General features: G+C 67.8%; 11 protein-coding genes and 1 pseudogene. 8 read left to right on the plus strand and 4 right to left on the minus strand.

All coding sequences use genetic code 11. The annotated features are described in order from the left end of the window. Window positions 1-3 precede the first annotated feature (3 nt). Both C8250_RS42885 and C8250_RS44650 read right to left on the minus strand, forming a co-directional pair. Window positions 4-1,143: a transposase gene (locus tag C8250_RS42885; RefSeq protein ID WP_244808917.1), complete on the minus strand. Its 1,140-nt coding sequence runs from the start codon at window positions 1,141-1,143 to the stop codon at window positions 4-6. Window positions 1,144-1,349: 206 nt separating this feature from the next. Further along, window positions 1,350-1,763 (minus strand): annotated as a pseudogene (locus tag C8250_RS44650) (transposase); the annotation flags it as partial. 194 nt (window positions 1,764-1,957) lie between these two features. Here C8250_RS44650 and C8250_RS00475 point away from each other — a divergent pair. The 3 genes from C8250_RS00475 (at window position 1,958) to C8250_RS00485 (ending at window position 6,341) form a co-directional block, all read left to right on the plus strand. Continuing rightward, complete coding sequence (locus C8250_RS00475) at window positions 1,958-3,334, plus strand: IS1380 family transposase (RefSeq protein WP_138359177.1); 1,377 nt, start codon at window positions 1,958-1,960, stop codon at window positions 3,332-3,334. A 1,035-nt stretch (window positions 3,335-4,369) separates the two neighbouring features. Then, window positions 4,370-5,815, plus strand: coding sequence for a DUF4331 domain-containing protein (locus tag C8250_RS00480; RefSeq protein ID WP_138359179.1), 1,446 nt, complete (start codon window positions 4,370-4,372; stop codon window positions 5,813-5,815). Between the two features lie 115 nt (window positions 5,816-5,930). Beyond that, a complete protein-coding gene (locus tag C8250_RS00485; protein ID WP_138359181.1) occupies window positions 5,931-6,341 on the plus strand; it encodes a hypothetical protein in 411 nt (136 codons plus the stop codon). Window positions 6,342-6,388: 47 nt separating this feature from the next. Here the strand turns inward: C8250_RS00485 and C8250_RS00490 are convergent, their stop codons facing one another. Together C8250_RS00490 and C8250_RS00495 are read right to left on the minus strand one after the other, a co-directional pair. Then, a complete protein-coding gene (locus C8250_RS00490; protein WP_138359659.1) occupies window positions 6,389-6,811 on the minus strand; it encodes a hypothetical protein in 423 nt (140 codons plus the stop codon). After that, on the minus strand, window positions 6,808-7,638 hold the full coding sequence (locus C8250_RS00495; protein ID WP_138359657.1) for an IS5 family transposase: 831 nt from the start codon (window positions 7,636-7,638) through the stop codon (window positions 6,808-6,810). The genes C8250_RS00490 and C8250_RS00495 overlap by 4 nt, the downstream gene beginning before the upstream one ends. Here C8250_RS00495 and C8250_RS00500 point away from each other — a divergent pair. The 5 genes from C8250_RS00500 to C8250_RS00520 all read left to right on the plus strand — a co-directional run bounded on the left by C8250_RS00500 (window position 7,549) and on the right by C8250_RS00520 (window position 12,593). After that, window positions 7,549-8,676: a tetratricopeptide repeat protein gene (locus C8250_RS00500; RefSeq protein WP_187144664.1), complete on the plus strand. Its 1,128-nt coding sequence runs from the start codon at window positions 7,549-7,551 to the stop codon at window positions 8,674-8,676. The genes C8250_RS00495 and C8250_RS00500 overlap by 90 nt on opposite strands. Next, window positions 8,673-10,430, plus strand: coding sequence for a nickel transporter (locus C8250_RS00505; protein WP_244808919.1), 1,758 nt, complete (start codon window positions 8,673-8,675; stop codon window positions 10,428-10,430). The genes C8250_RS00500 and C8250_RS00505 overlap by 4 nt, the downstream gene beginning before the upstream one ends. Window positions 10,431-10,484: 54 nt before the next feature. Further along, entirely contained in the window at window positions 10,485-10,802 is a 318-nt protein-coding gene (locus tag C8250_RS00510; RefSeq protein WP_138358330.1) for a hypothetical protein, read from the plus strand. A gap of 202 nt (window positions 10,803-11,004) precedes the next feature. Then, entirely contained in the window at window positions 11,005-11,790 is a 786-nt protein-coding gene (locus tag C8250_RS00515) for a ferritin-like domain-containing protein (protein ID WP_138358328.1), read from the plus strand. Continuing rightward, a complete protein-coding gene (locus tag C8250_RS00520; RefSeq protein WP_244808920.1) occupies window positions 11,787-12,593 on the plus strand; it encodes a ferritin-like domain-containing protein in 807 nt (268 codons plus the stop codon). Before C8250_RS00515 ends, C8250_RS00520 begins: the two co-directional genes overlap by 4 nt. Window positions 12,594-12,623 lie beyond the last annotated feature (30 nt).

The raw sequence follows: 12,623 nt of genomic DNA on the forward strand, positions 1-12,623 counted from the left end.
TATTCACGGTGGCGTGAGTGAGAGGCGGAGTGTGCTGAGGCGGGAGGTCCAGCTACCGCCGAGCGGGGTGCCGGTGAGCCAGGCGTCGATGCGGACGAGGTTGAGAGCCATCGCGGTGAGTACGTGTTGCAGGTGGGTCTTGGCGAGTCCTTTGTAGCGGGCGTGGTGGACGTCGCAGCGTCTGGATGCCTGGGCCATCGTGCCCTCGATGCCCGCACGCAGGGCGTACTGCTCGCGCCAGGCGTCGGTGGCCTGCTCGGCGCGGAGTCGTTGCTGGGCCTCGAACTGCTGGCGGGGACGGAATGTCAAGGAGCGGGCGTTGACCGTCGAGCGGGTGCAGCGGGCGCGCTGCGGGCAGGGTGTGCAGTCCGGCTGGCGGAAGGTGACCTGGACGGTCGGCAGGCCGTCGGCGCTGATCGACTCGCGCCAGTTGCGGCTGACGGCGCCGGTCGGGCAGGTGACGTGGCGCTGGTCGAAGTCGACGGTGAACCGGGCCAGGTCGAAGGCGTCCGGGGTGCGGGTCTGCCAGGAGAAGTCCGGCGGCAGCGGTCCGACCAGGTCGATGCCGTGGTCTGCGTCGGCATCCAGGATGTGGTCGACGCTGACGTAGGCGGCGTCCACCAGCTCCTGGTCGGGCAGCAGATCGGCGGCGGCGAGGTCGTTGTGTCGGGCGGTGACGGTCTCTACGTCGCTCACGGTGGCCGCGGTGGTGGCGACATGCACGATCATGTGCGGCCGGTCCGGCTCGCAGACCTCGGTGAAGTGACCTTTGTAACCGCGCCAGCCCATGCCGCGCTTGATGCCGTAGCGGGCGTCGGTGTCGTACGGGCTGCCGATCGCGACCGCACCGGGCGGCAGATCGACCTTGTCCCGCCAGCGGTGGCCACCGGCGTCGCGGTAGTACTGCTGGACCCAGAGCTGGCGCAGGACCCGCAGCGTGGGAAGTTCCCGCAGCCAGGCCGGGGTGGCGGGATGATGGACTGCGTCCAGGAGCCGGTAGCCGTCGGCGCCGACCGTGGCGGCCAGGGCACGTCGTGCGGTATCGGACTGGGGCAGCCGGAAATCGTCCGCGCGTCGGGCATAGCGGTCCCACCAAGCGGCCGGTGCGTGTTCGACCAGCCAGACCGGGGTGGCGACCGCCAAGTCTCCAGGGCGGCCCGCATCGTCTCCATCGCCAGTTCCAGGCGGTTGAGCATCCGGATCGCGCCGTGCACATGGGTGGCATCGGTGCGTTGCCGTCCGCCGCGCTCCAGCAGCCGGTGCTCGCGCAGGTGCTCGAGCATCACGGTCAACAGACGGTCGGCCTGGCCTTGGCCGGTCAGTCGGGTGCGGAACTCGCTGAGGACCGAGGCGTCGAAGCCCGGGTCCTCCAGCGGCAGGCCGAGCAAGAACTTCCAGTCCACACGTCCGCGGACGGCCTCTGCGGCCTGGCGGTCCGTCAGCCCCTCCGCGAACTGCAGGAGCAGCACCATGACCAGCCGTGCCGGCGACGTGGAGGGATGTCCCCGGGCCGCGAACAGATCGCTGAACTGCTCGTCGGCGAAGACCTCGCCCAGCGCATCACGAATTCGGATGGCCAACGAGCCCTGGGGGAACGCGGCCCGGGCGACCCGCGCCGTCATCTCGGGAATCTCATAACCGGACCTGGGCCACAACGACATCACGGACCACCCCATCGGTTCCCCGCGAATCAGCGTCCACCCCACTCTCCCAGCCATCGGAAGATCACGCGGGCCACACCGTGAATAGACCAGCAGAGTCATCCCAGAGGCAACCTCACGCACGCGACCGCCCCTAGACGGATGGTGGGCCGCACCATGCTGGCGTAATCCTAGCCTCGGGCTTTCATGTGGGTGGGTGTCCGAGGTGTGATCGGAAACGCGAAGAGTGCTCCTGACCAGGAACGATGGGACTTGTCTAGGGTCCAGGTCGTCGCGTGGAAAGAAGCACTCCTCAGGTGAAGAAGCGTATCGGGTCCTACCCGCGTGTCCGCGTCGAGGGCGGTGGCCGGGCAGTGGTCTCCCAGGCCGGTGGCGTTCTGCTGGTCGAGACCATCCGCAAGATCGGGCTGGACACGTCGATATCGACGGCGCTCGCACCATGGCGAAAGCTTCGGGCGGTGCACGATCCAGGCAAGATCCTGCTGGACGTGGCCCTCGCGGTCGCGCTTGGCGGGGACTGCCTGGCTGATGTCGGGATGCTGCGGGCCGAGCCGGCCGTGTTCGGCCCGGTGGCCTCCGACCCGACTGTCTCCCGCCTCATCGACAGCCTCGCCGCTGCCGGCCCGAAGGCTCTGACAGCGATCCGGTCAGCACGGGCCACGGTCCGCGAACACGTCTGGAAGCTGGCCGGGACCTCGTCGCCGGACACCACCGGACAGGTGATCGTGGACCTGGACGGAGTGCTGGTGCTGGCTCACTCAGACAAGCAAGACGCTGCCGCGACCTGGAAGAAGACCTACGGACACCACCCGCTGATGGGCTTCGTCGACCACGGACGCGATGGCACCGGGGAGCCGGTGGCTGCCATGCTGCGGCCCGGCAACGCGGGCAGCAACACCGCCGCCGACCACATCGAGGCCACCCAACTCGCTCTGGCCCAGCTGCCAAAGAAGTACCGGCGGGGACGTCAGACGCTGGTCCGAACCGACTCCGCCGGCGGCACCCACGAGTTCGTCGCCTGGCTCACAAAACAGGGCCGGTGGCTGTCCTACTCGGTCGGGATGACCATCACCGGCGCCATCCACCAGGCCGTGCTGAAGGTCCCCGCCTCGGCCTGGACACCCGCCGTCGAACCGGACGGCGAGATCCGCGACGGTGCCTGGGTGGCTGAACTCGCCGGCGACGTACTGGCGGGCTGGCCCCAGGGGATGCGGCTGATCGTCCGCAAGGAACGGCCCCACCCTGGCGCCCAGTTGCGCATCACCGACGCCGACGGACTACGGCTCACCGCGTTCGCCGCCAACACCACCGGCGTCCCGATCGCCACACTCGAACTGCGACACCGCCAGCGAGCACGTGCCGAGGACCGCATCCGGGCCGCCCGCGCCACCGGCCTGCGCAACCTTCCCCTGCATGACACCGCGCAGAACCAGATCTGGCTGGAGATCGTCCAGCTCGCGCTCGACCTGCTGGCCTGGCTGCCGATGCTCGCCCTGACCGGCAAACCCCGGCTCTGGGAACCCCGCCGGCTCCGGCTCCGGCTGTTCTCCGCTGCCGCCCAGATCGTCACCACTGCCCGCCGCCGACACCTCCGGTTCGGCGGTCACTGGCCCTGGAGCGACGTGATCACAGGCGCGGTCCAGCGGCTCGACGCTCTCCCGAACCCCGGCTGACCAGCAGAGTTATCCGTCCCAACAGCCTCACTACCCCACCGGAGCCGTGGAACCCGGCGCCCACCCGACGCGACAGCCGGGCCACCGGCCTACCCACGACCAGCCCACAACACCGAAACGGCCCGCCGAGAAACCGACGGACCGTCACGAAAGATCGAGGCTAGCGCTGGGCCTGTGCCGTCAGGGCTTGGGGAAGAACAGATCAACGATGTTGTCAGGGTCCCGGAACGCAGAAGCCCCTGACTGGAATCGTCGATCCCCACTTATGCGCTTGCGTGTCCTCCAGTAGATGGCTGCAACGTGTTCGACGGCGAAACTACGCCTCACACCCGAGGCGTACGCGGTCACACCCATGGCGCTACCGAACACCTTCGCACTCACCACGCAGTACTAGCAATGGGCCTCCAGGGTGAACCGGCCGATCACTGGCAGCGCCCGGATGAACGTGGCGTGCTCCCGGGCGTATCCGCCCGTGTCGGGTCATCAACTTGCGTGGTTCTTACCGCGCGGCGGTTGCTGCCAGAGAATTGAAGAAGGTAGAGATTGGTGCCATCGGGGTGCTTCTCGTCGGTCCGATCAGACGTGGCCAGTTCACTGTTAAAGCACCTGCCTCGCTTCCTGCAAACCAAATACAGGCAGGAACGGACCATCTCCTGAAGCGAATAGTTCGAGACTCGTCGTCGCGCCCGCGTGTGCGAACGGACGACGTGCGCCCCGAATGGCCGCACTAATCTACCGGTTCACTTGTCTCACTCCGGCGGCCTCGAGCGGGGAAAGGTGGCACGCGACCCCGTGCGCAGTCCGGGATAGCGGCAGAATTCGGCCCCCAACCTCCGTGCCTGCCGGCGGGACCAGGCATCCCTCGGGCCCGGTAGAAAATAGTTCCATTGAAGTCACCGGCGAGGTGGCTGGAAAAGTCACCCCATGAAGTGGAGTTTCATACGGGACCAATCCGCACTGTCGCTTGGTTGCTAAGAGCGACCGGAGGCCCAGTCCTCCACGCCGGTCCCCCATCCTTGAGAGAAAAGGATCTTCATGATCGCAAACACTTCACCGGTTGGCATCAGCCGGTGGAAGTCGGCGGCAATGCTGCTGGCGCTCGGTTCGGCAGTCGCCGGTGCCGCGTTGGCAGGGCCCGGCAGCGGCGTCGGCCAGGCGTCGAGCCACCGGGAAGCCCCGCTGATCGCGGCTGATCCGCAGGTCGACAACACCGACCTGTACGCGTTCACCAGTCCGGACAAGTCCGACACGGTGACGCTGACGGCGAACTGGATTCCGTTCCAGGAGCCGAACGGCGGGCCGAACTTCTATCCGTTCGCCGCCGACGCGCACTACGACATCAACATCGACAGCCAGGGCACCGGCAAGCCGGACCTGACCTACCGATGGACGTTCCGCAACGAGGACCGTCGAGGCGAAAAGACGTTCCTGTACAACAACGGCGTCGTGAACAACCTCAACGACCAGACGCTGCTGTTCCGCCAGCACTACACCCTCCAGGAGATCCGGGCGGGCAGGAATCCGGTCACGCTCATCGCGGACGGCATCGCCACGCCCTCCAACGTCGGCAAGGCCTCCATGCCGAACTACGGCAGACTCCGCAACCAGGCCACGCGAAAGCTGCCCGGTGGCGGACAGACCGTCGCCACGCAGGCCGCGGACCCGTTCTTCCTGGACCTGCGGGTCTTCGACCTGCTCTACGGGGGGAATCTCTCCGAGACGGGCCACAACACCCTGAACGGGTACAACGTCAACACGTTGTCCATTCAGGTGCCCAAGTCCAAGCTCGCTTACAAGGGCAACGCCAAGCGCAACCCGGTCATCGGTGTGTGGAGTTCCACCGAGCGGCGCACCATGCAGCTCAGTCCCGGCAAGCAGACCCCGACCGGCAAGTACGTGCAGGTGTCGCGGCTGGGCAACCCGCTGGTGAACGAGGTCGTCGTGCCGGCCGGGCTCAAGGATGCGTTCAACGCGCTGCCGCCGTCGGAGGACCACAACCAGCCCAAGGTCGTCGCCAAGGTCCTTTACCCCGAGCTGCCCCGGCTCATCCAGTCCATCTACGGCATCGCGGCCCCGGCGACTCCGCGCAAGGACCTTCAGGAGATCTTCCTGACGGGCATCGCGAAGGCGGCGAACGGACCGCTGGCGGTGGACCTGAACTCGCAGCTGATGAATCTTGACGTCGACAAGAAGCGGTTCGTTCCCGCGGAGGAACTGCGGCTGAACATGTCGACCCCGGTGATGGCCAAACCGAACCGACTCGGCGTGCTGGGTGGTGACTTCCAGGGCTTCCCCAACGGCCGCCGCATGGGTGACGACGTCGTCGACATCGCCATCCAGGTCATGGAAGGTGCCACCCCCGGCCACCTGATCAAGGCGCTGGCCGCAGGTGACGGCGTCAACGGGCCCGGTTCCGCGTTCGGCAGGGCGTTCCCGTACGTCGCGCTGCCCTACACCGGTTCGGTGAACCAGGCGGGCTAGAGCAACGGCAGGCCGGTGCGGGCCGACGCCACCTGCCCGCACCGGCCCCTGTTCACCCGTCCCGCTGAGGACGCCACGCTCGTCGGTCCACCCATATCTTCCGAGGGATGACGTCATGCGCCGCCTCGCCCTGATCGCCACCGCCGCCGCACTGTGTGCTGGCCTGACTGGATTCGCGGCGTTGGAGCACACCTCCCCAGCCCCTCTGCCTTCATGGGCTTCCGCGCCGGCGGCCGATGCGGCGCACACACCGACGTCCATTGGCAACGTGATCGGCCGACTCCAGGTCAGGCTCCGCCGGCAGCCGGCCGATGCCGCGGCCTGGGCACAGTTGGGTTCGGCGTATGTCGAACAGGCGCGTCTCGCGGTGGATCCAACCCTGTATCCCAAGGCCGAGACCGCTCTGCGGCGCTCCCTGGAGCTGCGGCCGGATACCAACACCGTGGCGCAGACCGGCATGGCCGGCCTTGCCAACGCGCGCCACCAGTTCATTCAGAGTGCGGTACGTGACCTGATGTCCGGTTGATGCTTGGGGTTGGGTGAGGAGTCCTGGTCGGCGGGGCGGACTGGTACTCAGGTGCGGGGCTGAGCGAACAGGCCGGGTTCGGGTTCGGTGAGAATGCCCCGTGTGACCAGGCGTTTCAGTTTGGACCGGATGCCTTCGGTGTTCTTCGGGAGGATCGGCAGGTCGAGTGCCTCGCACAGGTCTCGAGCACGCATCGGATGGCCGGTGTCGGTGAAGACAGCGAGAATCTGCTGGTAAGCGGGGTGGTCCGGCGCCTCGGGCCGTGGCGGATCGTCGGCGGGCTCCGGTGCCGGGATGTTCAGGAGCGTCTTGCGGGTGATGCGCAGGTTCTCGGTCTCCGCGTCGAGTTCGCCGAGGCGGGCGGTGAGGTCCTCGATGGACGCGCGGAGCTGCCCGGCCTGCTTGTCGAGTTCGTTCTCGCGGGCCTCGACGTAGGCAAGGACGTTTCTGATCTGCGGGTTGTCGCTCACGCGGTCCTCCAGGAGGGCAGGGTGGCGCCGGTGAGCCGGCGGGCCATGACAGAGGTCATCGCCCAGAAGACGCGAGAGCGCGAGGTGGCGAGCCGGTGCTCGTAGTCGCGGACCAGGCGCCGGTAGAACATCAGGATCCCGTTCGTCTGCTCCACGACCCACCGCTTGGCCTGCGGAATGAAGCTCTTGTCGGCCGGGTTGCGTTCAACGATCTCGACGTCGATGCCGTACTGCTCGCCGTGGTCGACGACGGCCTTCTTGAACCCCTGGTCGACCAAGGCCTTCCTCACGGTGCCCATCTGGGCGGCCACGCCGTCCAGCAGCGCGATTCCGGCGGCGTTGTCGTGTGCGGACGCCGGCAGGGCGACAGCCTCGACGACGAGTCCCAATACGTCCACGGCCAGGCATCTCTTCCGCCCCGGCACCCGTTTCGCCGCGTCCTTGCCGGTCGTGGCGGCCGGGACGCCGACGGCCACGCGGATGCTCTGCGTGTCCATGACGATGAGGCTCGGGTCGGCTAATCGCCGCTTCTTCTCCCGCAGTTGCCATCGCAGCAGATCATGAATGGTCTGATCGGTGCCATCGTCGCGCCACTTGTAGAAGTAGTACTTCACCGCACCGGCGGGCGGCAGGTCGTGGGGCAGCAGGTCCCACTGGCAGCCGCTGCGGTTCTGGTACAGGATCGCGTTGACGATCTCCCGCATCGCGTATCTGCCCTGGTGGCCACTGACCGACGGATGCGCGGCCTTCCACGCCGTGACCACGGGCTCGACCAGGGCCCACTGCTCGTCGGAGACATCACTCGAGTACGACTTGCGATCGCTCATCCCGTCACCCAAGCGAATCCCGAACGCCTGACCGGCAATAATGCTTCACCGTCACCCCATCGAGTGATCATAAGCAGGACAGAAGATCACGTACCGCACTCTCAGGCCCGCACCTGGGCCGATCAGGCGGTGACAGGCAACCCTTATGCCTGGGCCGCCTATGGAGCTCTCGCCGACGCGCTGACGCAACTGGGAGACGACCAGGGTGCTGAGGCGGCCGTTCAACGGATGCTGGATCTGCACCCATCCACCGCGTCGTTCACCCGTGCCGCGTACATTTTGGAGTTGCAGGGCCGCACCGAGGAGGCGGCCCAGGCACTGAGACGGGGACTCGAGGACGCCTCGAATCCAGCGGACGAGGCGTTCTGTCAGCACTACCTGGGGGAGCTGGCCTTCAACACGGGGGCCACCACACCGGCCTTGCAGCGCTACCGGAAGGCCTTGGCCCTGGATCCGTCCTTCACCGCCGCGCTCGCCGGAGCCGCCCGTGCCGAGGCGGCTCTGGGGCAGAGCGATCGGGCGGTCACGGACTACCGCACCGCCATCTCCCGGGTGCCCCAGCCCCAGTACGTTCTGGAACTTGGCGAACTGCTCGAATCCCTCGGCCGTCCCACGGAAGCGCGCGCCCAGTACCTCGTCCTGGAGGCGGAGCAAAAGCTCTTCGCCATCAACGGCGTCGTCGACGACCTGAACCTCGGCCAGTACCAGGCCGACCACGGCAATCCGCGACTCGCCGTCACCTTGCTCACTGCCGAATGGGGCCGCCGCCGTAGTGTCTTGGTAGCTGACGCGCTGAGCTGGGCTCTGCACCGCGCCGGCCAGGACGCCCAGGCACTCCCCCTGGCACGTGAGGCCAACCGGCTCGGCTGGCGCGACGCCACCGTGCGATACCACCGCGGCGTCATCGAACAGAGCCTCGGCGATGATCAACCGGCGCGCACCGACCTTGCCGGTGCGCTAGCCGCCAACCCCGTCTTTTCTCCCCTGCACGCACCCGACGCACGAGCGCGCCTGGCCCGCCTCGAAGGACAGCAATGAGCTTCCCTGCCGAGTACGCACGACGAGCCGCACTTCTCCTCATCGGAGTCCCGGTACTGCTGGCCTTGGCCACTCCCAGCGTGTCCGCGCACCCGTTGGGAAACTTCACGGTCAACCGCTACGACGGCTTGAGCATCCACCCGGACCGGGTGGATGACTTGGCCGTGGTGGACACCGCCGAGATCCCCACCCTCCAGGGGATGCCCGCCCTGGACACCGACCACAACGGCCGGCTCAGCCCCGCAGAAGCCGCCACCCACGCCACCACCGCCTGTACCACGGTCGCCCAGGGCATCAGCGCGTCAGCGGCACCGCACAGCGCCGGTTCGGCGCCGCGGGCCGCGCTGCGTTTTCACGTTCTGTCGCACACCTACCGACTCGTTCGCGGGCAGGCGGGGCTGGACACCGGGCGTCTGGAATGCCACCTGACCGCCCCAGCGAAACTGGAAGCGTCGGGTGTCGTGGAGCTGGCCACCGGGGTGGACCCGGCCCGCATCGGCTGGCACGAGATCACCGTCAAAGGCGACGGGGTACGGATTGGCTCGTCCGACGTGCCGGCGCACTCCGCGTCCAACGAGCTACGGAAGTACCCTGCCGATCTGCTGTCCAATCCGCCCGATGTACGACACGCCCACGTCACCCTGGGCTCCGGCCCCGGTGCGGATCCAGCGAGACTGTCAGGCACCGGCATGCTGGGAAGTTGGTACGCAGCCCTCGACGCGCATCTGGGCTCCCTCACCGAGCAGGACCGACTCACCCTCCCCATCGGTCTGCTGGCTGTGCTCCTCGCACTCGTACTGGGAGCCGGACACGCCGCTCTGCCCGGCCACGGGAAGACCATCATGGCCGCCTACCTGGCGGGACGTCAGGGCCGCCCGCGCGACGCCGTCACCGTCGCCACAACCGTCACCTTCACCCACACCGGCTCCGTGCTGGCCTTGGGAACAGCCCTGAGCGTGTCCTCCGCGCTCGTCGGAGAACAAGCCCTGGCCTGGCTCGGCACCATCAGCGGCTTGTTGATCACCGCAGCGGGCATCTGGCTCCTTCCGGCAGCCCTGCGAAACCTGCGTGCTCACCGTCAACGAGACCACGCGCATCACGACCACACGCACGATCGCGGACATCACGCCCACACCCGAGCGCACAGCCAGGATGACCCGTCCGACCCGGGCGGCGAACACGTCGCAGCAGACCACCTGGTCGCCGTGCATGCTGGCCACCCCACAAACCTCGAGACAACCACCGCTGCGGATGCCACCAAACCCCACAGCCTGACCGCGCAGCACGAACACCCGGATTCCCAGCAACCTTCCGACGACGGGCACTCCCCTCATGTCCGGCATGATCATGCACACGTCGATCACCGTCATGGCGGACATGATCACAGCCACGGGTTGTTCGGGCATCACCATCACGGTGACGACGCGCGTCACAACAAGGGCGGCCTGATCGGCATCGGGATCGCCGGCGGCCTGGTTCCCAGCCCCTCCGCACTGGTGGTGCTCCTCGGGTCCATCGCCCTGGGTCGCACCGCCTTCGGCGTCGTCCTCGTCGTCTGCTACGGCATCGGCATGGCCGCCACCCTCGCCGCCGCCGGCCTGCTCCTCCTCAAACTGCGCGACCGTATCCCGGCCCTCAACGGCGAACGCGCCAGCCGGCTGGCCACGTGGGGAGCCCGGATCACGCCCCTGGGTACCGCCCTGCTCATCCTGGCCGTCGGAGTCGGCACCGCACTGCGCGCCATGCCGCTATGAGGCCATCGGCGCTTACGGCCCCACCCGCAAATCCCCCGAAGGCAGGAGATCCGCATGCCATTGCCCACCAGGACCCACTGGGCCGCCCTGCTCGTGCTGGGCGCTCTAGCACTCACCGGATGCGGTTCATCCGAGGAGCGCACCGGTGCGCTCGACACCGCCTCCGACGGCAAGAAGCCCGCCTGCCGGGCCCACCAAAGTCTCCTGCCCAGCCCGGACTACACCGCGGGAAGGAATGCCAAGCCCCTCGCCGTGCTGGGAATGATGAAGTACTACACAGCCATGGGAGCCGTTCGCTTCTGCGACGGCAAGCCCGCTACGACACAAGACACCGCTTGGACCCAGCTCTACATCAGCCTCACCAAGCCCTGACCACGACGCTCCTTCCCACCGGCGACAGATTCCCTTCCTCAGCACGGAGTGCTGTGGGCGACCCCACGAGGGACGTGGCATGTCACCCCTGCGGGTGAATGTGGCCTCCTGCCGGTGTGGAGAGCAATCCGTTCACGCTGTGGGGCCGAAGGTCACGTGGGAGCCCCCGCGATGGAGCGGGTGCGAGGAGAGATGGGGCGTGATGGGCGTAGAGCGCATCGACACCCGGCTGCTGGAAATACTCACCGAGCAGTCGCAGGACCTGAACAGCGACGCACTGCGGATCACCAGCAGCGCACTGGACGACTTCACCGAGGCCACCGCACCCCGGTCCCGGCGCTGGTGGCAACGCGGCGGAGCGGTCGCCGGCGCAGCCGGAGCGGCAGCACTGCTGAGCTCCGCACGCGCCGCGGCCACCACGGGCGACGACATCATGGCGCTGCAAACGGCGGCGTCACTGGAGAATCTGGCAATCAGCGTCTACCAGACCGCTGCGGGGCTGCCGTTCATCAAGGACGGCAACAAGACGGTCGCGGCGTTCATCGCCAAGACCACCACCCAGCACCAGGCCCACGCCAAGGCGTTCAACGCCGCCGCCACCCAGGCGGGCGGCAAGGCCCAGACCGGCCCGGACCCCAAGTACGCGGCCGTGGTCAAGGAAGCCCTGCCCACCATCAAAACTCCGGCCGACGTGGTCGCGCTGGCGATCACGCTGGAGGACGTCGCCGCCCAGACCTACACCAAGAACGTCGGCCAGGTCAGCGACGCACAACTACGCAAGCTCTTCGCCTCGGTCGCCCCGGTCGAGGCCCAGCACCGTGCGACACTGCTGGCCGTCCAGGCGCTGCTGGCCGGGAACCTTCCCGACCTCATCGCCATCCCCACGGACGCAGCCAAACTGCCCGCCGCCGCCGGCAGCGTCGGGTTCCCCGACACCTTCTACCCGACCAAGAACGCCTCGCCGATCTCCGAAGGAGCCGTGAAGTGAGCACTGCACACGACGGCTGGGAACTGCAGATCAGCGAAGCGCAACTCGCGCGGCTGACCCGGGACATGGAAGAGGCCCATCGCGAGACGCTGCCGGCGATGCGGGCCAGCGCGGTGGACCTGGCGCAGGAGATCCGCTCCCAGCCCGAGCAGCGCCCCGACCTGGGGCGCCGACGCTTCCTGCTGGGAGCAGGCGGAGTCGCGGCAGCCCTCACCCTTGCCGCCTGTTCCAGCAGCGACAAGAACGCAGGTTCCTCGGCCTCGCCGTCGACCTCTGGGGCGGCATCGGGCAGCGGCCAGTACACCGGTGATCTGAAGGTCGTCGCCTTGGCTACGGCATTGGAGAACCAGGCGGTGGGCGCGTACCAGGCGGCCTTGGCGGCAGCGAAGGCCGGCAAGCTCGGTACGGTTCCGCTGGCGGTGGCGACCTTCGTGACTACGGCGATGGCCCAGCACGCCGACCATGCCAAGGCGTGGAACGCGGTGCTGACCGGTGCCGGCAAGCCCGCCATCACCGACGTGCCGTTGTCCAACCAGGCCGAGGTCACCGCCGCCCTCGGCAAGGCCACCCATGTCGGAGCCGTCGCCAAACTCGCCCTCCAGCTGGAGGACCAGGCCGCACAGACCTACCTGTTCGCGACGTACAACGTCACCAGCCCTGCCGGGATCAGCACAGCCGCCACCATCGCCCCCGTCGAGGCCATGCACGCGGCGATCTTGAACTTCGTCCTGGGCCAGTACCCCGTGCCCGACGACTTCCTGCCCGTCGACAAGGCCGCCAGCCCCTCCTTGCTGACGGTGTAACGGCGCGTCCCCCAGGGGTAAACCTCCAAG

It is taken from the genome of Streptomyces sp. So13.3 (assembly GCF_005860785.2).
GTDB lineage: Bacteria > Actinomycetota > Actinomycetes > Streptomycetales > Streptomycetaceae > Actinacidiphila > Actinacidiphila fildesensis.

What these genes read in the sequence shown, in the direction of transcription:
- C8250_RS00500 (WP_187144664.1), top strand. Translation starts at nt 7,549, where the DNA reads ATGCGCGGCCTTCCACGCCGTGACCACGGGCTCGACCAGGGCCCACTG.
- C8250_RS00510 (WP_138358330.1), top strand. Translation starts at nt 10,485, where the DNA reads ATGCCATTGCCCACCAGGACCCACTGGGCCGCCCTGCTCGTGCTGGGC.
- C8250_RS00495 (WP_138359657.1), bottom strand. Translation starts at nt 7,638, where the DNA reads ATGAGCGATCGCAAGTCGTACTCGAGTGATGTCTCCGACGAGCAGTGG.
- C8250_RS00485 (WP_138359181.1), top strand. Translation starts at nt 5,931, where the DNA reads ATGCGCCGCCTCGCCCTGATCGCCACCGCCGCCGCACTGTGTGCTGGC.
- C8250_RS00515 (WP_138358328.1), top strand. Translation starts at nt 11,005, where the DNA reads ATGGGCGTAGAGCGCATCGACACCCGGCTGCTGGAAATACTCACCGAG.
- C8250_RS00505 (WP_244808919.1), top strand. Translation starts at nt 8,673, where the DNA reads ATGAGCTTCCCTGCCGAGTACGCACGACGAGCCGCACTTCTCCTCATC.
- C8250_RS00480 (WP_138359179.1), top strand. Translation starts at nt 4,370, where the DNA reads ATGATCGCAAACACTTCACCGGTTGGCATCAGCCGGTGGAAGTCGGCG.